Source organism: Mesorhizobium loti R88b (assembly GCF_013170845.1).
In the GTDB taxonomy this organism is placed as follows: Bacteria; Pseudomonadota; Alphaproteobacteria; order Rhizobiales; family Rhizobiaceae; genus Mesorhizobium; species Mesorhizobium loti_B.
Map to the genome: position 1 here is coordinate 1256262 of NZ_CP033367.1, position 22057 is coordinate 1278318.

The following is a 22057-nucleotide window of genomic DNA, read 5'->3' on the forward strand; positions in this document are numbered from 1 at the left end:
GATCTCGCCTGACGATGCCGCGCCAAACGAGTTCGAAGCCAAAAATCCTGATCGTGCTGCATCAGGAGAATTCGAGCCCGGGCCGCGTCGGCCACATGCTCATAGAAGAGGGTTTTGAACTCGACATCCGCCGCCCGCCGCTGGGCGATGCCTTGCCGGAGACGCTGGATGGCCATGCCGGTACGGTTGTGTTCGGCGGCCCGATGAGCGCCAATGATGAGGACGAGTTCGTCCGCCGCGAGACCAACTGGCTGGACATTCCGCTCAGGGAGAACCGGCCATGCCTCGGCATCTGCCTCGGCGCGCAGATGCTGGTCAATCACCTCGGCGGCAAGGTCGAGGGTCACGGTGAGGGTCTGGTCGAGATCGGCTGGTATCCGCTGAAGGCGACCGAAGCGGGCAAGAAACTCCTGCACTGGCCCGAAATGGTCTACCAGTTCCACCGCGAAGGCTTCTCACTGCCGAAGGACGCCACACTTCTGGCGACGGCCGAGACCTATCCCAACCAGGCCTTCCGCTACGGCGACAATGCCTGGGGCATCCAGTTCCATGGCGAACTGACGCGCGTGATGATGCATCGCTGGGTGGTGCGCGGCGCGCATCGCTTCGAGTTGCCGGGCGCACAGCCCGGCCGCGATCATCTCGGCGGCCGGCTGATCTGGGACATGCACCTGAAGCGCTGGCTGGACGAGTTCCTGCGCATGATCTTCGGCAGGGCGGCGGCGCGGTAGCCCCCTCTCTTCCGGTAACTCTCTAGGGTTCGAGCACCGGCCTCATGAAGCTGCGCTCATAGCTGAGAATGCTGCGATTGCGCTTTTCCGTTTCATACACTTCCTGGCATTCCGGGTCGGCAGCCATCCGCTTGCGATAGTCCTCGTAGTCGGCAAGGCTCGGAAAGGTGAACATCGCATAGGCGATGTTGTTCGCCCCTTCGCTCGGAAGGAAATAGCCATGATGGTTTCCGCCGAGGCGATTGACCAGACCGATCCAGCGGCGGCCATAGTCTTCAAACTCGGCAAGCTTGTAAGGGTCGATGACATATTTCAGGTAACAGGTGATCATGGGAGCTCCTGTGACAGGGTGATGGATCTTGCTGAGTGTCAGTTGCGCCCGTTGAGGTGGCGCACCTTGCGCAATTGCGGAAACAAATAAGCCCACAGCCCGGCGACCGCGATGGCGCCGACGCCGCCGATCACTACGGCTGGCACGGTGCCGATCAGCGCCGCCATGGTGCCGGCGCGGAATTCGCCGACTTCGTTGGAGGCGCCAACGAAAACCTGGTTGACGGCGTTGACGCGGCCGCGGACCTCGTCCGGTGTCCACAGCTGGATGAGCGTTTCCCTGATGTAGACGCTGAACATATCGGTGGCGCCGAGGAAGGCCAGCGCCACGATCGACAGCCAGGTGATGGTCGACAGGCCAAACAGCACAGTGCAGGCGCCGAACGCCGCGACGAAGCCGAGCATGATCTTGCCGGCATTGTCGCGAAGCGGGTGCCCGGCGAGCCACACCGCAACGCAGATGGCGCCGATGCCGGGCGCGGAGCGCAGCAGGCCGAGCCCCCACGGGCCGAGCTGCAGAATGTCGCGCGCATAGACCGGCAGCAGTGCCGAGGCGCCGGAGAGAAGCACGGCGAAGAGATCGAGCGAGATGGCGCCGAGCACGATCTTCTCGCTCCAGATGTAGCGAAAGCCGGCAAACAGCGTCTCCATCGTCGGCTTGTCGGTGGCGGTCTGCTGGATGGGTTTTGGAATGGTGAAGATCAGCAGGCCGGCCACCAGCATCAGCACGGAAGCGACGGCATATGCGGCTTCGGGCGAGACGCCATAGAGCAGGCCGCCGGCGACCGGGCCGATGATCGTCGCCGTCTGCCAGGCGGACGAGTTCCACGCAATCGCGTTGCCGAAATCCTCCGGCGGCACAAGATTGGCGAACAGCGACGACGAGGCGGGTCCGTAAAAGGCACGCGCCATGCCGAACAGGGCCAGAACGACGAAGATCGGCAGCGGACTGACGAGGCCGCGCAGCGTGAAATAGAGGAGAACGAGCGCACAGCCTGCCTCGACCACGGTTGCCAGCGCCATGATCAGGCGGCGGCCGAAGCGGTCGGCCACGACGCCGGTGACCAGCACCAAGAGCAGCGACGGCAGGAACTGGACGATGCCGACAATGCCGAGGTCGAAGGGATCGCGCGTCAGATCATAGATCTGCCAGCCGACGGCGACGGAGACGATCATGGTCGCGAAGGTGGTGAGGAAGCGCGCCGTCCAGTAGCTGAGGAAGGCCTTGTGCCGGAAGGCGGCGTAACGCTGCTCCGGTGAAGTTTGTACTGGTGTCATGGAGAGAGGCCCCGTTGCGATGGCATTGATCGGCGGGGCATTTCCCGGATGGGCGCTGGTCCGACCAATGGAACGTCTAACAAAGTTCGCGGCGGGATGTGCGTTAAAATCCGGCCTGGATCAAGGGATTTTCAGCCTGTTCTTTCTATCGCACAAGGAAGTTACTGCCGCAGCGCCGCGGAAATGGCGTCGAGGCCGCCTCTCAACTCAGCTTCCGCCGGCCAACCAAAACCAACGCGGAAGAAGCGCTTTTCCATTTCGAACCAGTGGCCGGGCCCGACATAGGTGCCGTGGTTTTCCAGCAGATCGACATAGAACCGGTCGAGGTCGAAACCGGGTTCGACATTGAGGCGCGGGAAGCCGACGACACCGCCTTCGGGCCTGATCCAGTCGACCAGCGGCTCGCGGTCAATCCAGGCCTGGACGATGTCGCGGCGCTTGGCCATCTCGGGCAGCAGCGCGCCCAGGAACGCGTCCCGGCGCTCCAGCATGCCGCGCGCAATGCCTTCATCGATGACGCTGCCGCAGATGCCGATCTGCTCCTTGGCGGCGAGGAATGTCTCCTGCAGCTGCGCATCCCTGGTGATCAGCCAGCCGATGCGGATGCCGGGAATCCCGAAGGCCTTTGATAGCGACGATACGCTGATCGCCTTGGGGCTCAGCGAGGCCGCGGACGGCAGGCGGCTGCCATAGGAAAGATCGCGATAGGTCTCGTCGACCAGCAAATGGCAATTGCTGGCCTCGGCGAGCGCCACCAGCGCGTCCAGATTGGCGCGCGACATCATCGTGCCGGTCGGGTTGTGCGGGCAGGTGACGCTGATCAGCTTCGTGTTCGGCTGGATCGCCGCCTTGATACGCTCGACATCGATGGCAAAGCCGTCCGCGAAGGCGAGGTCGACAAAGCTGATGGCGCAGCCGATGGCGCGGGGCGTTTCGATGTTGGTGGCGTAGTTGGGCCTGATGACGACGAGATGATCGCTCGCCGACAAAAGCGACGTCGAGATGATGAACAGCGCGCCGGCGGCGCCGGCTGTGACCAGGACATCGTCAGGCGAAACCCCGGCATCCTGCGCCGCGATCAGCGCGCGCAATTCCTTGTCGCCGCGATGCTCGCCGTAGAAGAGCGTCAGATCGGGCAGCGACAGGCCGATGTCGGAGAGTTTCTGGTCGGCGATCGAGCTTTCGGAGAGGTTGTAGCGGATACGGTCGTAGCCGTATTCCTCCGGCGCCTCTTTCTCGATCACCATCCTGGTGTAGTTCATGGCTTTCCCCTGCGACTGTAGCTCAAAGCTCCATCTCAGCAGCGAAGGCCTGTTGTCAACGATCTGACCTTCAAACGACAAATTCGGGATAGGACTTGCGGAAAGCTTTCAGCCAGGCGGCCGCTTTTCCGTAACCTGCCACTATGTCGTTCTGATCTCTAACCAGCAGAAATTCGAGATCTTGTTGGAAACAGAGGTGATTCACACCCCCCTTGTCGGCATGAGCCAAGGAAAGCCCGATGGAGTTCTGAAGTACAAACAAGGCATCTGGACGGGAAATTCGGCCATGTAGCTCGGTTACAACGAAGAGAGGCCCGCCGATTAGCTCCTTTTGCGTCGCGTAGAACAGTACGAAGAATGGCGCCCCTTGGGTCCTGTAGGCTTCCACCTCAATACCGTCCACGGGTCGGCATCTCATTGGCGAGAGGTCAAAAGCCTTCCCGTATCTTGCTTCAAGTTTACTGTATATTCCGCCAAGTTCCGGCTCGCGCAACACGGCATAGCGCGAGCCGTACTTATAGAGTCCAAGGTCTAAATAATTGTCGGTCTCGTTCTTGAACTGCACGAGACCGCTCCGCAGCTTCTAGCCTCAGGCCGAAACCTTGGCCTTGCGGCCCTTGGCCTTGACGGGCACCACCTCGACGGCCTTGCGGCCGAGACCGATCGACTTCGCCAGCAGCGAGCGCGACGCGGCATAGTTGGGGGCGACCATCGGGTAGTCAGCCGGCAAGCCCCATTTGGCGCGGTAGGCGTCCGGGGTCAGGTTGAAATGCACGCCGAGATGGCGCTTCAGCGATTTGAACTTCTTGCCGTCCTCGAGGCAGATGATGAAATCCGGCGTTACCGACTTCTTCGGGTTGACCGCGGGAACCAGGGGGGCGGCCTCCGGCACGGCCGGCTTGCCGAGCCCTTCGATCGAGGTGGCGACGCTGGCGATGAGGTCGGCCAGACCGGAGACGGGCAGGCGGTTCTTCTCGACGTAAGCGGATACGATGTGGGCGGTCAGCTCGAGAAGGTCGATGCGAGCGTCGTTGCTGTCGTCGGTCAATGTTTCCTCCGTCTATGGCGAATGGCCTCGAAAATCGGGGTCGTTTTCGAAAGGACCAGGCGTAAAATCAAAAAATTCTGAAGCGTCCCTAGGCGTATCGCGTGGAGCACGCCAGGCAGTACGGCAAAATTCCTAGTCGGCAAATCTGCATAACGCAACGATTTAAGCCATCGTCACACGTTATTTTGAACAACTATACTAAACTGTAATACTATCAGACGATCAACGCCTTGTCTCGCCACAGACGAAATCCGCCTTCGAAGGCGCGTGTGTTGTCGCCGCGCCTGGAGTCGGCCGGCAATTCGTCGAGCTTGTCGACATTGCCGCCGCCAATGACGACATAGTCTGGCTGCAGGGCGGCGCGCAGCCGGTTGACGACGTCGAAGACGGATTCGCGCCACTTCTTCTTGCCGCGCCTTTCCAGACCGCGCTCGCCGACATAGTCCTCGAAACTCCTGGTCTTCTTGTAGGGAAGGTGGGCGAGCTCCATAGGCAGGCCGACATGGTCGGCGATCATCGCTGCACCCAGACCCGTTCCAAGGCCGAGGAACAGCATGCGCCCGCCTTCGTAGCTGCCGATGGCTTGCATCAGCGCGTCGTTGACGACCTTGACCGGCTTGCCGAACTGCGCGGCGAAATCGAAGCCGGCCCAACCCTTGCCGAGATTCATGGGATCTAGCACCGGCTTGTCGTGACGTACCGGGCCCGGGTAACCCATCGAAATGACGTCGTAGGGCAGGCCTTCAGCGAGCTTCTTCACCGTATCGATCATCTGCTGCGGCGTCAGGTCCGGGCCCGAGTCGGCCCGGCGCTCGGTGCCGCCGGCGCTGGTCAGGATCTTCACATGCGAACCGCCAATATCGATCGAAAGCACGATCTTATCAGCACCCGAGTCCGTTTGCTTTACCGCCTTGGCCATCACTTCCCCTCCGTTCATGCCACCGGGTCGATCCAGCCATTGGGCGGCCCGAAGCCGGCCATGGCGTCCGCCGGTCCCCACGTTTTCGGCTCATAGAGATGCGGCGGCGTGGTGTCGCCGAGCACCGGGCCGACGATGCGCCACGCAAGTTCAGCCGCGTCCTGGCGGGTGAAGAGCTGGCCGTTGCCGTTCATGGCGTCGCCGATCAGCCTTTCGTAAGGCGGCATGTCGCTCTTTGAGTCGTCGAGCGCGGTGAGTTCGACCTGCTCGCCGACCATGTCGTCGCCGGGCGCCTTGCGCTGTGCGCCGATGGCGATCATCACCTGCGGGTCGATGCGGAAGCGCACGTAATTCTGGTCGGCGGGCTTGATCGGATCGAAGACATCGAGCGGCGGCCGCTTCAGCCGCACCACCACCTCGGTGACATGCACCGGCATGTTCTTGCCGGCGCGGATGAAGAACGGCACGTCCTGCCAGCGCCAGGTGTCGACGAAGAAGCGCACCGCCGCGAAGGTCTCGACCGGCGAGTTCGGCCTCACACCCGGTTCCGCGAGATAGCCGGTGAACTGGCCGCGCACAACATCGTCCTTGGTCAAGGTGCGGATGGCGCGGAGCACCTGCACCTTCTCGTCGATCAGATCATCGGCGGAATGGCCGACGGGTGGCTCCATGGCCAACAGCAGCAGGATGTTGAGCAGATGGTTTTCGATGACGTCGCGGATGGCGCCGACATCGTCATAGAATTTGCCGCGGCCCTCGACGCCGAAATCCTCGGCCATGGTGATCTGCACGCTCTCGACGTAATTGCGGTTCCAGATCGGCTCGAGGAACGAATTGGCGAAGCGGAAATAGAGCAGGTTTTGGATCGCTTCCTTGCCGAGATAGTGGTCGATGCGGAAGATCGACTGTTCGTCGAACACCAGATGCAGCACCCGGTTCAGCCAGCGCGCCGACTGCAGATCGTGGCCGAAAGGCTTTTCCACCATCAGCCGCGCGCCATGCGCGGTGCCCGATTGCTCCAACCCTTGCACGACGGTCTCGAACATGGTCGGCGGCACCGCCATGTAGTGCAGCGGCCGTTGTGCGCTGCCGAGCGCGGTCTTCAGTTTCTCGAAGGTGGCCGGATCGCGATAATCGCCGCTGACATAGCGCATCAGCGAGGCCAGCTTGGCGAAGACCGTCTCGTCGATAGTGCCCAGCGCGTTGACGATGCCGTCGCGGGCGCGATCCTGCAGCTGCTTCAGCTCCCAGGCCTCGAAGGCGACGCCGATCACCGGCTCGGTGAGCGTGCCCTTGGCCACCATCTGGTAGAGGGCCGGAAATATCTTCTTGTGGGCAAGGTCACCGGTGGCTCCGAAGAGCACCAGCGTGTCGGACCGTTCCTGGCTCATGCGCGCGTCTCCCCTGTCGCCTTCATTTGCCATCCTTCGGCTTCTCGACATGGCCACCAAAGGCATAGCGCATGGCGGACAGGAGCTTATCGGCGAATTCGGATTCGCCTTGCGAGGAGAAGCGGTCGAACAGCGCCGAGGATAGCACCGGCGCCGGCACGCCGGTGTCGATCGCCGCTTTCAGCGTCCAGCGTCCTTCGCCCGAATCCGAGACCCGGCCGCCGAAATTCGCCAGGCCCGGGTCGCTCTTCAGCGCGCCGGCGGTGAGATCGAGCAACCAGGAGCCGATGACGCTGCCATGCCGCCAGACTTCGGCCACCTGGGGAAGGTCGACGTCGAACTGGTAGTATTGCGGGTTTTCCAGCGGGCTGGTCTCGGCGTCGGCCGTGCGTTGCCGCTTGCCGGCATTGGCCGATTTCAGGATGTTCATGCCTTCGGCATAGGCGGCCATGACGCCGTATTCGATGCCGTTATGCACCATCTTGACGAAGTGGCCGGCGCCGCTTGGTCCGCAATGCAGGTAGCCGAAGGGCGCCGTGCCGGCGGCCTTGTCGGGGGTGGGTGCTCCGGCATCGGCGCCGGGCGCCAGCGTCGCGAAAATCGGGTCGAGATGTTTGACCGCCTCGTCGGGGCCGCCGATCATCAGGCAGTAGCCGCGCTCAAGGCCCCAGACACCGCCACTGGTGCCGACATCGACATAGTGCAGGCCCTTGGCCGCGAGCTCCGCGGCCTGATCAACGGCGTCGTGATAGTAGGAATTGCCGCCATCGATGATGATGTCGCCGGGCTCCATCAGGGCCGCGACCTGGTCTGCAATCTTGCCGGTGATCGCCGCCGGCAGCATCAGCCAGACACAACGCGGCTTGGCGAGCTTGCCGACGAATTCCGTCAGGGACGCCGCTCCCAGCGCGCCGTCGGTCACCAGGGCGGCGACGCTGGCGGGGTTGATGTCGTAGACGACGCATTCGTGGCCGTCGCGCATCAGGCGGCGGACCATGTTGGCACCCATCCGGCCCAGTCCCATCATTCCGATCTGCATGGTTTCGTCCCTGTTTCCTGGAGATTTGCTGGTTTATCGAGGAAGGCTTTACTGGCTGTCCTGGTCGCCTGATATGACGGTGAAGTCGACATTCTCCCAATCGCCGGTTGCGAGCCAGAAAAAAGTGAAGATCAGCGTGCTTCCCTTGCGGAGGCTGGCGGTCGGCAGATCGGCAAGATGGATGCCGAAAGCGTTCTCTTCTGTCTGGGCGTTGATGGCGGTCGCCCAGCTATCCGCGCTCCAGCGAACAATCGCCGGCGCCAGCAGCTCGACGCGCAGCGTCTTGCCTTCCGGCAGCAAGCGGATCTTGTTGTTGAACCGCCATGCCCTGAACGGCGACACGGTCTTGTCCTCGATGTAGCGCTTGACGCCTTGCGGCGGCATGTCGAAGACAGCGCCGTCGCGCAGCGAGCGCAGCAGCTTGATATGCTCCGAGTGTGCCCAGACCAGCGGCATGGCGCTCCCCGAGGGGCGACCAAGCAGCAATTCGCGTTCCGGCAGGTCGGCGCCGTCCCAGACCTGCTCCGGCAACAGGCCGCCGGGCTCGGCGGAGCCTTCCAGCGCCTTGAGCAGGGTGGCCGCCTTGTCCTTGCGCCCCGCCGCCAATTCGTAATGGGCGCGTTCGCCGGCCATCAGCGGCCAGGGCCGGCCCTGGCCGGTGCCGTCGAACGGCGAGCCGTCCTGGTGCTCGCCATAGCCATCGCCATTGTAGCGATACCAGAGCGTTCCTTGCGGCAATTCGCAGCGCAGCCGGCCGTCGATGACCTTGACGGTGTTGACGATGCGCGGATCATCGGCGGCCCGCAGGCCAAAGCGCACCAGCGCCAGCGCATCCGGGCTGACGATTTCCCCAGCGGGTTGGTCGGTGTCGCCGGGCGGCCGGTTCTTGATGGGGACAAAGCCGTCCTTCGGCGAGCCGGCTTCGGCGCTGTCGGGTGGCGCGATGCGGACGTAGTAGCCCTCGACGCCTGACGCCTCGCAGATTGCAGTGCCGGTGACATAGGTCCAACGCTCGACCTGGTCGTTCCAGCCATCTGATGTCTCGCGCAGATAGGTTGCGTCGTCCGGTTTGCCGCAGGCGTCGAGCAGATCGGCGGCGGCAAGCAGGGCCGCGATCTCGACGGCGAGCGTGAACGGGCTGAAGCCGGCATCTTCCTCCCAACGGTCCTCGCCGGTGACGGGTCCGTTGCGCACGACATAGGAGGCAGCTGTCTTGATCATCTGCAGGAAGGACGCCAGCTTGGCGCGCGGCAGATGGCCGGCGCGATGCAAGGCATCGGCCAGCAGCAGCGGAAAGGCGCATTCATCCATCTGGATGCCGGGCCAATAGGCCGATCCGTCGAGCCAGGCATTCTGCGGCCAGTGTCCGTCCGGCTGCTGGATGGAGCGCAGATATTCGAGGATCTGCAGCGCCGAGGCGGCATCGCCGGCGGCGAGGAACCCGCCCGCCGTTTCGACCAGATCACGCGGCCAGACCAGATGATAGCCGCCAAGGTCGTCGTCGCCCTTGTTGAAGCCCCAGGGGATCGACAGGCTGGCGACCGCCGCGCCCGGCATGGCGATGGACCGGTGCGTCGCCAGAACCGCCGTCGAGACGCGGTAGCCGTTGATCCCGGACGCCGCGTGCCGGTCCAGAGGCAGCAGGCCGGCCTGCCATTTGCGCCAGTTCTTGACGTAGGCCTTCGCTGCCGGCTCAAAACCCCGCTTCAGGCTGGCGAAGGCATTTTCGGCCGCCTCCTCTGGTGTTGCGCCAAAACCCAGCGCCAGCACCGCTTTTGTCTTGGTCGCCGAAAAACCGATCTCGCCGGTCAGCGCGACATTGCCGTCCTCGGCGCGCTGACAGGCCGTATCGAGCTTGCCGGTATGATTGAGTTGCTGCCAGCCATCGGAGAAGCCGGCATAGCCGGCTGAACAGTCTCGCCAGGGCAGCGACGAAGCCAGCGCCAGGCAAGAGCCACGCCCGGAGGCAAACAATAGGGGCTTTCCCTTATGGGCGCCGACCCAGGCGGTGTTGCCCATGCCGGCATTGACCAGATGCGGCGCCAGAAGCGCGTAGACGCGGTAGTCGTCGGCTGCACCTTTGAGCGCGGTGAAAGTGATTTCCTGCAGCAGCGCGGGCCGCGCCGGGTCGGTAAGGATGCGTTTTTCGATACGGTAGGTCCCATCGGCGGCGGTGTTGACCAAGCTGTAGGCGGGTACGCCGGCCTCGAACGGCTCGATCGTGTGCTGGGAATCGCGCTTCTCTTCCGAGAAATAGCGGTCGGGGCCGGTGACGATCAGGCCGAGGTCGCGCGTGCAGGCGCTGTCGACGCGCGGATAGTAGATTTCGTTTAGGATGCCGTGGCTGATCGTGAACCAGATCTGGCCTGTGGGTGAAAGCGATGTGCCAACACCACTCTTGGCGCTCGACGTCCAGCGCGCCGGAATTCCCGGGGCTCCCGGGGGAACGATCGGCGTCACTGCCATGTTTGTTTGGCCTCCTATGCGCATGCCTTACCCATCCAACGCGGCCATTACAATCATTGCACCGCAAGTTGATCGGCAGGCCGTCGCTGATTGCAGTTGACAGTTTGCGGCCCATCTGCATTTGTCTGACAATAGATAAAAAACAGGAACGCGAGCCACGACACCATCCACCAATCAGCATGACCAGCAACTCTTGGGAGGAGTATGATATGAAGAAACTGTTCGTATTGGGTACCCTTGCCGCGATGCTCGCATCGGGCACGGCATTTGCCGACACCAGCGGCAAGAAGATCGCATTCTCCAACAATTACGCCGGCAATTCGTGGCGCCAGGCGATGCTCGACAGCTATGGCATCGTCACCAAGAAGGCGGTCGACGACAAGATCGTCGGCGCCGCCGACATCTTCACCACCGCCGACAAGGAAGTGCCGACGCAGGCAGCCCAGGTGCAGAACCTGATCCTGCAAGGCTATGACGCCATCGTCATCAACGCCGCTTCGCCGGATGCGCTCAACGGCGCCATCAAGCAGGCCTGCGACGCCGGCATCACCGTCGTCTCCTTCGACGGCACCGTCACCGAGCCCTGCGCCTACCGCGTCGTCGTCGACTTCAAGGACATGGGCAAGCAGGAAGTCGAGCAGATGGCCAAATTCCAGCCCAAGGGCGGGAATCTGCTGGAAATCCGTGGCCTGGCCGGTACCTCGATCGACGATGCCATCCATGCCGGCATCCTCGAAGGCGTTGCCGCCCATCCCGAATTCAAGATCGTCGGCTCGGTGACCGGCGACTGGGATCAGACCACGGCGCAGAAGGCTGTCGCGACCATCCTGCCCTCGCTGCCCGATGTCGTCGGCATCGTCGACCAGGGCGGTGATGGCTATGGCGCCGCACAGGCCTTCGCCGCCGCCGGCAAGCCGCGCCCTACCATCATCATGGGCAACCGGCAGGATGAGCTGAAATGGTGGAAGGAACAGAAGGACAAGGACGGCTACAAGACCTGGTCGGCTTCGATCGCGCCCGGCGTGTCGTCGCTCGCCTTCTGGGTGGCGCAGCAGGTGCTCGATGGCCGCAAGGACATTCCGCACGATCTGCTGGTGCCGTATCTGGCCTTCACCCAGGATGATTTCGAGGCAGCCCTGCCGAAGATCAAGGAGGGCGGCGTCGCCACCCACGAATACACACAGGAAGATGCCCTGGCGGCCATCAAAGCCAACATCAAGTAAGTGTCACGGCAGCGTTGCCCTTCGTACCATCGCGCGGATATCTCTAGGCATGCCTGAAGGGAACGCTGACATCATCAGACTGAACGGCGCCGAAAAACATTTCGGCGCCGCCAATATCGAGATTGTAAGACTTGACGGTGCCGAAAAGCATTTCGGCGCCGTCAGGGCGCTTGGCGGGGTGGATTTCCATGTCGGGCCCGGCGAGTGCGTCGGCCTGGTCGGCCACAATGGCGCCGGTAAATCGACGCTGATGCACATGGTGGCGGGCACGCTCATGCCCGACAGTGGCAAGATCGGCGTGCATGGCGGCGTCGAGGACAACTACTCGGTGTCGCGGGCGCAAAAGCTCGGCATACGCTGCGTCTTCCAGGAACTGTCGCTATGTCCCAACCTCAGCATCGCCGAGAACACGCGTATCAACCATGCCTCGCTCACCGGCTACGGCTGGCGGCGCAAGGCGGCCGCGCTGATCACGGCCAAGCTCGATGAGATCTTCCCGGATCACGGCATCTCGGCCTTGGACATTGTCGGTGATCTCTCGATCGGGCGGCGCCAGATGGTCGAGGTGGCGCGCGCCTTCACGGTGACGCAGGACCGGCTCGACCTCGTCATTCTCGACGAGCCGACATCGTCGCTCGACGCGCATACATCAGGCCAGTTGCTGGCTTTCGTGCGCCGTTTCGTTGCCAGCGGCAAAAGCTGCATCCTGATTTCGCACGTGCTGGGCGAGGTGCTGAGGAATGCCGACCGCATCGTGGTGATGCGCGACGGCAAGGTGGTTGTCACGGACGCTGCCGGCGCCTTCGACCGAGACCGCCTGGTAGCGGCAATGGGCGGAGCGGAAGCACGCCAAAAGATCGCGGCCGAAATTGCTGCCACCAAGCCGGCAGCCAGCCCGTTGCGCGTTCGCGCGCGACCCGCTGTGCAGAAGGATGGTTCCGAACTTGTCGCCCATGCCGGCGAGATCATCGGCCTGGCAGGGCTTGCCGGGCATGGCCAGACGGACCTGCTGCTGGCGATTTTCGCCGCCGCATCGCGCGCCAAGGCCGGCATCGAGGTGACCGCGCCGGTGGCGCTGGTGGCTGGCGACCGCCAGTCGGACGGCATCTTTCCGCAATGGTCGATCACTGAGAACATCGGCATCCGCTCGCTGGCGCGGTTGCGCAGCGGACTGCTGATCTCGCCGCAACGCGAGGCCGAGCTTGCCCAGTTCTGGCAGAAGAAGATCGCTATACGTACGCCCGACATGAACAACAACATCTTCTCGCTATCGGGCGGCAACCAGCAGAAGGCGCTGTTTGCCCGTGCGCTCGGCTCCGACGCGAAAATCGTGCTGATGGACGATCCGATGCGCGGCGTCGATATCGGCACCAAGCTGGAGGTCTACGATCTCGTGCGCGAGGAAGCGCGCAATGGCCGCACCTTCCTCTGGTACACGACGGAAACCGAAGAGCTCGACAATTGCGACCACATCTATGTCTTCAAGAACGGCCGCATCGTCGCCAATCTGCGCCGCGACGAATTGACCGAAGAGAAGATCATCCAGTCCTCTTTCGGCGACGCGGCCTGAGATGACGGCAGCGAGCCTCGACACCGGTCGAAAGAACTCCGCCGAGCGTGGCGCACTGGCCCGCGCCCGTCTGCTGCGTGGGCTGTTGCCGGCGCTCTCGCTGGCGTTTGTGCTGATCGCCATCGCCTGGCTCAATCCGCGCGCCATCAGCTATTTCGGCTTCAGCCTGATGCTGAACCTGGCGATCCCCATCGCGCTGGCGACGATTGCGCAGATGTTCGTCATCGCCGGAAACGAGCTGGATCTGTCGATCGGCACCTTTGTCGGTTTCGTCGGCTGTGTTACCGCGACCTGGCTGAAGGACGCGCCGCTGCTCGGCGTCCTGATCCTGCTCGGTTCTATCGGCATCTATGCGCTGCTCGGCGCGCTGATCCATCTGCGCAATCTGCCGTCGATCGTGGTCACGCTCGGCATGAGCTTCGTCTGGCAGGGGCTGGCCATCCTCGTTTTGCCCAAGCCGGGCGGCAAGGCCCCGGACTGGCTGCTGGCGATCATGTCCTTCAAGCCGCCTTTCGTGCCGTTCCCGATCATTGCCGCGCTGCTGATCGGGCTCATCGTCCATTTCGGCCTGATGCGCACCTCCTACGGGGTAATTCTGCGTGGTTCCGGCGGCAATCCGGCGGCGCTCAAGCGTGCCGGGTGGTCGCTGCTCAAAACCAAGATCGTACTGTTTGCGCTGGCCGGGCTGTTCGGTGTGCTGTCGGGCATGGCGCTGATTGGCATCACCACCTCGGCCGACGCCAATATCGGCAATGGCTACACGCTGCTGGCGATCGCCGGCGTCATCCTCGGCGGCGGCGAGTTCGTCGGTGGGCGGGTGTCGCCGATCGGCGCGGTGATCGGCGCGCTGACCCTGGCGCTGGCCGCCTCGCCACTGCTCACCTTCATGCACATCCCGCCCGACTGGCAAGTGGCCGCCAACGGCGCCATCCTGATCATCGTGCTGGCGGCGCGGGTGCTGATCAGCCGCAGGGAGAGGTGAGCGATGGTTCTGGTGAAATCGCTGGCTGGCAAACCCTGGGTCTGGTCCTTCATCGGCGCACTTGTCGTGTGGCTGGCGACGATCATCTTTACGGGCGGTTATGGCGCCGGCGGCATGGTGACGGCGGCGCTGTCGCTCGCCGTATTCACCGTCATCGTCGGCGTTGGCCAGATGTTCGTCATCACGCTCGGCCCCGGCAATGTCGACCTGTCGCTGCCGGCCAATATCGGCCTCGCCAGCGCCGTTGCCATGAAAGTCATGGGCGGCAGCGATTCCATGATCATCGTCGGGCTGCTGGCGGCGCTCGCTTGCGGCGCCGCGATCGGCGCCGTCAACTACCTGCTGATCTGGGCGCTGCGCATTCCGCCGATCATCGCCACGCTGTCGGCGAGTTTCATCATCCAGTCGATCGACATCAGTTACGGGCGCGGGCTGCAGATCAAGCCGCCGCCCGGTTTCGCCGATTTCGCCAACTGGCAGGTGCTGGGCATTCCGGTGCTGGCGATCCTCACCGTGCTGTTCACCATCGGCGCGGCCATCGCGCTGCAGCGCATGATCTATGGCCGCTCTGTGCTGGCGATCGGCCAGAACATCCGCGCCGCTTGGCTCGCCGGCGTCAATGTCGGCCGCATCCGCTTCCTCACCTACACGCTGTCAGGGGCGCTCGGCGGCATTGATGGTGCCCTGCTCGCCGGCTATTTCCGCGGCGCCAATGTCGACATCGGCAATGAATATCTGCTGGCCTCGATCGCAGTCGTCGTCATCGGCGGCACGTCTGTAGCCGGCGGCAAGGCCAATGTGCCGGGCGTGTGGGGCGCGGCGCTGTTCCTGGTGCTGCTTTTGACCATGCTCAACACGTTTGGGGTCAGTGCCGGCGTGCGGCTGCTGCTGACAGGGCTGATCATCGTGGGCGTGATTACGGCTGCTGGTGGTGAGAAGGCGGTGCGGTGAGCCGGCCCCAAATTGCGTGCGTCAGCATGACGATGCCGGAGACGCTGGCGGCCGAGGCCGCCGGCCAGCGCTAATCATTGTGCCAGGTCGGCATCCGGTTCCCATCCGCGTGCAAGCGCTGTAAATCCCGTCCTCGCGGCTGCAGCCGCATACCATTGCCCGGAGGTTTGCTTGTCCAACTTCGTGAAGACCAGCCGCGACGGCGATATCGCCCTCGTCACCATCGACAACCCGCCGGTCAATGCGCTGAGTTTTCATGTCCGCGCGCCGCTGATGCAGGCGCTGGTCGCCTTGCGCGACGATGCTTCGGTTGCGGCCATCGTCATCGCTTGCGCTGGCCGGACCTTCGTTGCCGGCGCCGACATTACGGAATTCGGCAAACCGGTACAGCAGCCGGATCTGCGCGCCCTGATCGTGGCACTTGAGAGCATCACCAAGCCGACCGTCGCTGCGATCCACGGGACCGCGTTTGGTGGTGGCCTGGAACTGGCGCTCGGTTGCCATTTTCGCGTTGCCGATGCCGGCGCCAAGCTTGGCCTGCCGGAAGTGAAGCTCGGCCTGCTGCCGGGCGGCGGCGGCACGGTGCGGCTGCCGCGCCTCGTCGGTGCGGTGAAGGCGCTGAAGATGATCGTTTCAGGCACGCCGATTGGCGCGACCGAGGCGCATGCCGCCGGTCTGGTCGATGCCGTCTTTGAAGGCGATCTGGCCACGCATGCTGTGAACTTCGCCCGGGAAATCGCCCGCAGGGGTGGTCCGTTCACGCCAGTGCGCGATCGCAATGACTTGCTTGGAGAAACTGATCTGACGGCTTTCGATGCAGAGGCGGCGGATCTTGCGAAAAAGGCACGTGGTCTCGAAGCGCCGATCGCTTGCGCGCAAGCGGTGCGCAACGCCGTCACGCTGACCTTCGACGAAGCGCTTGGGGCGGAGCGTGCACTGTTTGTGAAACTGGTCGCCAGCGACCAGTCCCGAGCGCAGCGCCATCTGTTCTTCGCCGAACGTGAGGCGGCTAAGATTCCGGGCAAGGATACGCCCAAGCGCAGGATTGGCCGCGTCGGCGTCATCGGCGCCGGCACGATGGGTGGCGGCATCGCCATGGCCCTCGTCAATGGCGGCTATCCCGTCACCTTGCTGGAAACCAGCCGGGAGGCATTGGATCGCGGGTTGGCGACGATCGAGAAGAACTATGCCGTTTCGGTCTCGCGCGGCTCCTTGAACGAAGACGCCAAGCGTCAGCGTCTTGCCCAGTTCAAGGGTTCCACCGACTATGCCGATCTCGCCGATTGCGACCTGATCGTCGAGGCGGTGTTCGAGGACATGGCGGTCAAGAAGGACGTCTTTGGCAAGCTCGACGCGATAGCCAAGCCGGGCGCCATCCTTGCCACCAACACCTCCTATCTCGACATCAATGAGATCGCCGCTTCGATCTCGCGGCCGCAGGACATGCTCGGCCTGCATTTCTTCTCGCCGGCCAATGTCATGAAGCTGCTGGAGATCGTGCGCGCCGACAAGACCGCACCCGATGCGCTGGCGACCGCGGTCGATATGGCGCGCAGGATCGGCAAGGTGGCTGTCGTCGTCGGTGTCTGCCACGGCTTCGTCGGCAACCGCATGCTGGCCGCGCGTGGCTCGGAATCCGAGGCGCTTCTGCTGGAGGGCGCGACACCCAGTCAGATCGACAAGGCGTTCACGGATTTCGGCTGGCCGATGGGGCCGTTCCAGATGGGTGATCTCGCCGGCCTCGACATTGGCTGGCGCAACCGCAAGGCGCGCGGCCTGACGGCTGTCATCGCCGACACGCTGTGCGAACAGGGACGCTTCGGCCAGAAGACCGGCCGGGGGTTCTATCTCTACGAGGCCGGTGCGCGCGCGGGTGTCCCTGATCCCGAGGTCGAGACGCTGATCCGCGAAAAGGCTGCGGAGAAGGGCATCAAACCGAGGGAGATCCGGGCCGAGGAAATCATCGAGCGCACGCTCTATCCGCTGGTCAACGAGGGCGCGAAAATACTGGAAGAGAAGATCGCGGCCCGCGCCTCTGACATCGATGTCGTCTGGGTCAACGGCTACGGGTTCCCGATCGGCAAGGGAGGTCCGATGTTCTGGGCTGGCCTTGAAGGGGCCGCCAGGATTATCGACCGGCTCGACCACTGGCATCGTCAGACCGGCAAGGATGTCTTCAAGCCGGCCCCGCTGCTGAAGCGGATGGCAGAGGCCGGCTCGTGGGAGACCGACCCGACTGCTTGACCACGCTATCCCAGCGGGCAAGAATTCGCCTATCCCTAGTCCCTCGCCAGCACGAAATCGTGCTCGACCTCCCAGAACGGGCCGGCGAATTCGAGGCCCTTGGCGCGTGCCGGATCCTCGATCCGCTTGAATTCGGCGAGCAGGCTCTCCTTCACGCCGAACACCGCGTCCGAATTGATGTAGGGATCGTCGGGATCGAAGATGTGGGTGGTCAGCGTCTCGAAGCCGTCAGCCTTGAGGATGTAGTGCAGATGCGCCGGGCGGTAGGGGTGGCGGCCGAGCGCATGCAGTAGTTTGCCGACCGTGCCGTCATCGGGGATCGGGTAGAATTTCGGCTTCACCGCGCGGAACCAGTAGCGCCCGTCGTCGCCGGTGCGGAAGACGCCACGCAGGTTGAAGTCGGGCTGGATGCCCTTCTGCTGCACGTCATAGAACCCTTCGTCATTGGCCTGCCAGACATCGAGCACGGCACCTGCGATCGGCCTGCCTTCGGTGTCGAGGATGCGGCCATGGATGAACATGTCCTCGCCCTTCTGGTCGAGGCAGATGTTGGCACCCATCGGCAGTTCCGGCGCGTCGGCGAGATGGAAGGGACCGAGCACCGTCGATTCCGAAGCGCCCGACGGCTTGCGGTTGTTGATGGCGTCGACCAGCATCGAGACACCGAGCACATCGGACAACAGGATGAACTCCTGCCGCCATTCGGTGGAGAGCTGGCCGGTCTTGGTCAGGAACAGAATGGCCTCGAACCACTCGTCCTGCGTCGGCTCGATCTCCTTGACCGCCTCATGCAGTTTGCGGGTGATGACCTCCATCACCGCCTTCAGCCGCTCATCCCTGGCGTTCTTGTTGCGGCCGGTGACAACCTCGACCGAATTCGCCTCGGTGAAGAAGCCTTTTTCGTGCGCTTCCATGTCTCTCACCTGTCCAGGATTGATGTCAGAGCTTTGCGCAGATCCGCCGCGGGATTGCCGCTGATCGCGTCCTTGCGCCAGCCGACATGCTGGTCGGGCCGCACCAGCAGAATGCCGCTGTCGCGGATTTCGCGGGCGCGCGCCCAGTCGCCGGAGAAATCCTGCCGGGGCTGGCGCGGGCCGATCAGATGGCCTGATATGTCGATGCCCAGTTCCTTGCCAACCGCCTTGGCAGCGTCCAGCCAACCCTGGCCGCCAATGCCGGTCAGCACGGTGAATCTGCCATGGCCGGTCAGGTCGAGCGTGGAAACCTTGTCGCCTCGATCCGAATGTACCCAGACATGCGGCACTCGTGCGCCGGGCCAGGATGTCGGCTGGTAATGCAATTCGGCGTCCTTCTCGAAAGCCGGTTCCTTCTGGCCGTCGGTAACGATGGCGTTCGATTTGTAACGCTGGTTCATCTCGACGCCATGGGCGTCGAACTCGTAGACCTTGGAGGCGATGGTCTCGCGGATCTTCGCGCGCTGCGCTTCGGCCGCCGGCGTGTCGTCGCAGCGCGCATCCATGTTGGACTGCATCTTCACCGGGTCGATGGAATCGAGCAGGCCGAGCGCCTTGAAGATCGGGCCGAATTCCTCGATCGACTTGTTGGCGCGGGTGACGATCTGCTTGGCCACTGGCGCGCGCTCCTGCGAATAGCTGTCGAGCAGTTTTGGGCCGGCCTTGCCCTTGATGACATAGGCAAGCTTCCAGGCGAGATTGAAACCGTCCTGGATCGAGGTGTTGGATCCCAGTCCGTTCGATGGCGGGTGGCGATGGATGGCATCGCCCATGCAGAAGACGCGGCCCTTGGAGGTCTGCGTGGCGTACATGTTGTTGACGGTCCAGGTCGACACCGACTGGATCTCGATCTCCAGCTCGGGATCGCCGACCAAGTCACGCGCGACCTTCCTGGCGAAGGCGTCGTCGACCTTGGGCGCCGGCTGGTTGATGTCATAGCCCCAGACGATCAGCCATTCATTCCATGGCCGGATCATGCGCACCAGGCCCATGCCGATGCCGCCGACATCGGCGCCCGGCTGCACCACCCAGTAGAGCACCGAGGGACGGTGGGCGACGTATTTCGACAGATCGGCCTTGAACAGGATGTTCATCGAGCCGCCGACGCCCATCTTGCCTTCGAAAGGCAGGCCGGCATGTTCGGCGACCAGCGAATTGCCGCCATCGGCGCCGACCAGATATTTTGAGCGGATGGTGACATCCTTGCCGGTCAGCCGGTCGCGGCAGGTGGTGGTGACGCCGTCATCATCCTGGACATGGGACAGATATTCCATCGACATGCGCGATTGCGTGCCGCGCGAGCACGCCGTCTTGAACAGCAGCGGCTCCATGAAGGTCTGTGGCAAATCGTTCATGTGCGCGGGCGAGGAGAGCAGGTGCTCGGCGCGCGACAGCGGGTGCTTGCCCCAGCTGCGCATGCGGCCGATCTCCTCGCCGGCAAGCGAGGTGCAGAACACGTTCTCGCCCATCAAATCCTGTTCGGTGGCGTGCATATAGGCTTCCGCCTCGACCTCTTGGCCGAGGTCGCGCAGCACTTCCATGGTGCGTTGGTTGGTGATGTGGGCGCGCGGCGTCGCGGCCAGCCAGCGATAGCGGTTGATGACCATGTTCTCGACGCCATAGGTCGAAAGCAGCGCTGCGGTCGCCGAGCCCGCCGGCCCGGTGCCGATGGTCAGCACGTCGGTGGAAATGTCAGCCATGCGGTCCTCCCTTTTTGGTCAATGGTACAGGTCCACCCGTCAGCCGGCGGCGGACCGGAAAAAGCTGGATGCCGCTGCGCTCGGCGAACAGGCCCCACAGGCCGCGCGGCGCAAACAGCATGATGACGATGCCGATCAGCCCGAGGATCAGCAGATACCAGGAGCCGTAATCGGCCAGCAGGTTTTGCAGAATATAGAAGACGATGACGCCGACGATCGGGCCCTCGATGGTGCCGATGCCGCCGATGACGACGATGAAGATGACATAGGCGGTCCAGTCGACGACGGAGAAGGCGGCGTCGGGGGAGATGCGCGCCTTCTGCACATAGATCAGCGCGCCGCAGAGGCCGGTGCCGAAAGCCGCCGCCAGATAGACCAGCGTCTTCATGCGGCGCGCGTCGACGCCGACCGAGCGCGCCGCTTCCTGGTTGTCGCGTACGGCGGCGAGCCCGAGCCCTTGCTTCGAGCGCAGCAGGCGATAGACGAGGCCGATCGTGGCGATGGCGAGCAGCAGCGCCAGCCAGTAGGTCAGGATATCGCCGGCGCCGGAAGATTTGACGCCGAACAGTTCGCCGACCAGCTTCAGCGCCGGCATGTCGCGGGTCGCCTCGCGTGGCAGCGATGTGCCGGTGCCGCCGCCCAGCATTTTCCACTGCGCCAGCCCCAGCCGCACCACTTCGGCGATGACCCAGCTGCCGATGGCGAAGTAGGCGCCCTGCAAGCGAAACAGGAAGAAGGCGGTCGGGATGGCGAGCAAGGCGCTGGCGATGCCGGCGAGCAAGATTGCGATCAGCGGGTCGAGCCCGGCGAGGATGACAAGCGCGAACATGGTGTAGGCGCCGAAGCCGACAAAGGCTTGTTGTCCCACCGAGACCAGCCCGGCATAGCCGGCGAGCAGGTTCCAATTCTGTGCCAGCACAAGCATGGTCAGGATGAAGAACAGATCCTGAAGCACGCTGCGCGAGGCGAACAGCGGCGCGGCGAAGGCGAGCAGGATAACGAGCGCGGCGACGATGGCTGATATCGCTGACGCTTTGGTCTGCGTTTCGACTCTCCAGGGTGTTAGCGAGGTGTCGGTCATGGCTCAATCCACCGCACGCGGGAACAGGCCACGCGGCCGGACCAGCAGCACGACGAGGAAAGCCAGATGTCCGGCCAGGATCTGCCATTCCGGATTGATCGCCGCGCCAAAGGTCTGCGCGATGCCGATGACAATGCCGCCGGCGAGCGTTCCCCATAGCGAGCCCAGGCCGCCGATGATAACCGCCTCGAAGGCATAGATCAGCCGCGCCGGTCCGATGGTTGGATCGAAATTGGCGCGCGTGCCGAGATAGAGGGCAGCGATCGTCACCACCACCATGGCGATGCCGGTGGCCGTTGCAAAAATCCGCTTCGGCTGGATGCCCATCAGCCCGGCGGTGACCGGGTCGTCCGAGGTGGCGCGGAAGGCGCGGCCGAGCGAGGTGCGATAGAAGAGCCGGTTCAGCCCGACGATCACCGCGATGGCCGAGGCGAGCGTCAACAACGGCATGACGCCGACATTGATCGGCCCAAGCGCCACGGAAGCGGAGTCCAGCCCGCCGACCGGGATACGGCGGCTGTCGGCGGAAAAGCCTTCGAGCAGGCCGTTCTGGATGACGACAGACAGGCCGAAGGTGACCAGCAGCGGTGGCAATATGTCGGTGCCCAATGTGCGGTTGAGCAGGAAGAATTGCAGCGCCCAGCCGATGGCGAACATCACCGGCATCGCCACCAATGCCGCCAAGAATGGATTGAGGCCAAGGGCCGAGACCAGCACCAGAATCAGGAAGGCGGCAAGCACGATGAGGTCGCCATGCGCCAGATTGACCAACCGCATGATGCCGAAGACGAGGCTGAGGCCCGCCGCGAAGAGGGCGTAGAGGCCGCCGAGCAGAATGCCCTGGATGATGGTGTCGAGCCACGCCATG

The 22057-nt window shown here is 63.6% G+C and carries 19 protein-coding genes; 6 read left to right on the forward strand and 13 right to left on the reverse strand.

The features are described from left to right. Positions 1 to 14: 14 nt before the first annotated feature. The gene (locus EB235_RS06090) at positions 15 to 731 is read left to right on the forward strand and encodes a glutamine amidotransferase (RefSeq protein WP_027031853.1); all 717 of its coding nucleotides are present in this window, start codon (positions 15 to 17) and stop codon (positions 729 to 731) included. A 22-nt stretch (positions 732 to 753) separates the two neighbouring features. Here EB235_RS06090 and EB235_RS06095 read toward each other — a convergent pair whose 3' ends face one another. From EB235_RS06095 to EB235_RS06135, 9 genes are all read right to left on the reverse strand, one after another. Then, positions 754 to 1062: an NIPSNAP family protein gene (locus tag EB235_RS06095; protein ID WP_027031852.1), complete on the reverse strand. Its 309-nt coding sequence runs from the start codon at positions 1060 to 1062 to the stop codon at positions 754 to 756. Positions 1063 to 1100: 38 nt separating this feature from the next. Further along, positions 1101 to 2339, reverse strand: coding sequence for an MFS transporter (locus tag EB235_RS06100; RefSeq protein WP_027031851.1), 1239 nt, complete (start codon positions 2337 to 2339; stop codon positions 1101 to 1103). 161 nt (positions 2340 to 2500) lie between these two features. Then, a complete protein-coding gene (locus tag EB235_RS06105) occupies positions 2501 to 3601 on the reverse strand; it encodes an aminotransferase class I/II-fold pyridoxal phosphate-dependent enzyme (RefSeq protein ID WP_027031850.1) in 1101 nt (366 codons plus the stop codon). Positions 3602 to 3671: 70 nt separating this feature from the next. Beyond that, the gene (locus EB235_RS06110; protein ID WP_027031849.1) at positions 3672 to 4166 is read right to left on the reverse strand and encodes a hypothetical protein; all 495 of its coding nucleotides are present in this window, start codon (positions 4164 to 4166) and stop codon (positions 3672 to 3674) included. Between the two features lie 24 nt (positions 4167 to 4190). Next, positions 4191 to 4649: a MucR family transcriptional regulator gene (locus EB235_RS06115; protein WP_027031848.1), complete on the reverse strand. Its 459-nt coding sequence runs from the start codon at positions 4647 to 4649 to the stop codon at positions 4191 to 4193. 214 nt (positions 4650 to 4863) lie between these two features. Next, positions 4864 to 5568 (reverse strand): ROK family protein, encoded by a 705-nt coding sequence (locus EB235_RS06120; protein ID WP_027031847.1) that lies wholly within the window; start codon positions 5566 to 5568, stop codon positions 4864 to 4866. Positions 5569 to 5582: 14 nt separating this feature from the next. Further along, positions 5583 to 6959, reverse strand: a complete 1377-nt coding sequence (gene zwf, locus EB235_RS06125; RefSeq protein WP_027031846.1) for a glucose-6-phosphate dehydrogenase — start codon at positions 6957 to 6959, stop codon at positions 5583 to 5585. 22 nt (positions 6960 to 6981) lie between these two features. Then, positions 6982 to 7998, reverse strand: coding sequence for a phosphogluconate dehydrogenase (NAD(+)-dependent, decarboxylating) (gene gnd, locus EB235_RS06130; protein ID WP_027031845.1), 1017 nt, complete (start codon positions 7996 to 7998; stop codon positions 6982 to 6984). Positions 7999 to 8046: 48 nt separating this feature from the next. After that, positions 8047 to 10464: a glucan 1,4-alpha-glucosidase gene (locus EB235_RS06135; protein ID WP_027031844.1), complete on the reverse strand. Its 2418-nt coding sequence runs from the start codon at positions 10462 to 10464 to the stop codon at positions 8047 to 8049. Positions 10465 to 10673: 209 nt separating this feature from the next. Between EB235_RS06135 and EB235_RS06140 the strand changes: the two genes are divergently transcribed. From EB235_RS06140 to EB235_RS06160, 5 genes are all read left to right on the forward strand, one after another. Next, complete coding sequence (locus EB235_RS06140) at positions 10674 to 11687, forward strand: ABC transporter substrate-binding protein (protein ID WP_027031843.1); 1014 nt, start codon at positions 10674 to 10676, stop codon at positions 11685 to 11687. A gap of 49 nt (positions 11688 to 11736) precedes the next feature. Next, positions 11737 to 13257 carry a sugar ABC transporter ATP-binding protein gene (locus tag EB235_RS06145; protein ID WP_027031842.1) on the forward strand — a complete coding sequence of 507 codons (1521 nt, stop codon included), beginning with the start codon at positions 11737 to 11739 and terminating at the stop codon, positions 13255 to 13257. Position 13258: 1 nt separating this feature from the next. Continuing rightward, positions 13259 to 14239: an ABC transporter permease gene (locus EB235_RS06150; protein WP_027031841.1), complete on the forward strand. Its 981-nt coding sequence runs from the start codon at positions 13259 to 13261 to the stop codon at positions 14237 to 14239. Positions 14240 to 14242: 3 nt separating this feature from the next. Further along, positions 14243 to 15190, forward strand: a complete 948-nt coding sequence (locus tag EB235_RS06155; protein WP_027031840.1) for an ABC transporter permease — start codon at positions 14243 to 14245, stop codon at positions 15188 to 15190. Positions 15191 to 15361: 171 nt separating this feature from the next. Then, positions 15362 to 17434, forward strand: coding sequence for a 3-hydroxyacyl-CoA dehydrogenase NAD-binding domain-containing protein (locus EB235_RS06160; RefSeq protein ID WP_027031839.1), 2073 nt, complete (start codon positions 15362 to 15364; stop codon positions 17432 to 17434). A 35-nt stretch (positions 17435 to 17469) separates the two neighbouring features. On the opposite strand, the gene EB235_RS06165 is transcribed toward EB235_RS06160, so the two are convergent. Genes EB235_RS06165 through EB235_RS06180 form a run of 4 tightly spaced genes read right to left on the reverse strand, consistent with a single transcriptional unit; the run spans position 17470 to position 22056 of the window. Beyond that, entirely contained in the window at positions 17470 to 18348 is an 879-nt protein-coding gene (locus EB235_RS06165; protein WP_027031838.1) for an intradiol ring-cleavage dioxygenase, read from the reverse strand. A gap of 5 nt (positions 18349 to 18353) precedes the next feature. Continuing rightward, positions 18354 to 20108, reverse strand: a complete 1755-nt coding sequence (locus EB235_RS06170) for an FAD-dependent oxidoreductase (RefSeq protein WP_027031837.1) — start codon at positions 20106 to 20108, stop codon at positions 18354 to 18356. After that, entirely contained in the window at positions 20101 to 21189 is a 1089-nt protein-coding gene (locus EB235_RS06175) for a branched-chain amino acid ABC transporter permease (protein ID WP_027031836.1), read from the reverse strand. Before EB235_RS06175 ends, EB235_RS06170 begins: the two co-directional genes overlap by 8 nt. A 3-nt stretch (positions 21190 to 21192) precedes the next feature. After that, positions 21193 to 22056 carry a branched-chain amino acid ABC transporter permease gene (locus EB235_RS06180; protein WP_027031835.1) on the reverse strand — a complete coding sequence of 288 codons (864 nt, stop codon included), beginning with the start codon at positions 22054 to 22056 and terminating at the stop codon, positions 21193 to 21195. Position 22057 lies beyond the last annotated feature (1 nt).

Bases quoted from the DNA above. Each gene is read 5' to 3' on its own strand.
- EB235_RS06140 (WP_027031843.1), top strand. From the start codon at position 10,674: ATGAAGAAACTGTTCGTATTGGGTACCCTTGCCGCGATGCTCGCATCG.
- zwf (WP_027031846.1), bottom strand. From the start codon at position 6,959: ATGAGCCAGGAACGGTCCGACACGCTGGTGCTCTTCGGAGCCACCGGT.
- EB235_RS06105 (WP_027031850.1), bottom strand. From the start codon at position 3,601: ATGAACTACACCAGGATGGTGATCGAGAAAGAGGCGCCGGAGGAATAC.
- EB235_RS06095 (WP_027031852.1), bottom strand. From the start codon at position 1,062: ATGATCACCTGTTACCTGAAATATGTCATCGACCCTTACAAGCTTGCC.
- EB235_RS06165 (WP_027031838.1), bottom strand. From the start codon at position 18,348: ATGGAAGCGCACGAAAAAGGCTTCTTCACCGAGGCGAATTCGGTCGAG.
- EB235_RS06120 (WP_027031847.1), bottom strand. From the start codon at position 5,568: ATGGCCAAGGCGGTAAAGCAAACGGACTCGGGTGCTGATAAGATCGTG.
- EB235_RS06090 (WP_027031853.1), top strand. From the start codon at position 15: ATGCCGCGCCAAACGAGTTCGAAGCCAAAAATCCTGATCGTGCTGCAT.
- EB235_RS06100 (WP_027031851.1), bottom strand. From the start codon at position 2,339: ATGACACCAGTACAAACTTCACCGGAGCAGCGTTACGCCGCCTTCCGG.
- EB235_RS06180 (WP_027031835.1), bottom strand. From the start codon at position 22,056: ATGGCGTGGCTCGACACCATCATCCAGGGCATTCTGCTCGGCGGCCTC.
- EB235_RS06175 (WP_027031836.1), bottom strand. From the start codon at position 21,189: ATGACCGACACCTCGCTAACACCCTGGAGAGTCGAAACGCAGACCAAA.
- EB235_RS06135 (WP_027031844.1), bottom strand. From the start codon at position 10,464: ATGGCAGTGACGCCGATCGTTCCCCCGGGAGCCCCGGGAATTCCGGCG.
- EB235_RS06155 (WP_027031840.1), top strand. From the start codon at position 14,243: ATGGTTCTGGTGAAATCGCTGGCTGGCAAACCCTGGGTCTGGTCCTTC.
- EB235_RS06170 (WP_027031837.1), bottom strand. From the start codon at position 20,108: ATGGCTGACATTTCCACCGACGTGCTGACCATCGGCACCGGGCCGGCG.
- gnd (WP_027031845.1), bottom strand. From the start codon at position 7,998: ATGCAGATCGGAATGATGGGACTGGGCCGGATGGGTGCCAACATGGTC.
- EB235_RS06145 (WP_027031842.1), top strand. From the start codon at position 11,737: ATGCCTGAAGGGAACGCTGACATCATCAGACTGAACGGCGCCGAAAAA.
- EB235_RS06150 (WP_027031841.1), top strand. From the start codon at position 13,259: ATGACGGCAGCGAGCCTCGACACCGGTCGAAAGAACTCCGCCGAGCGT.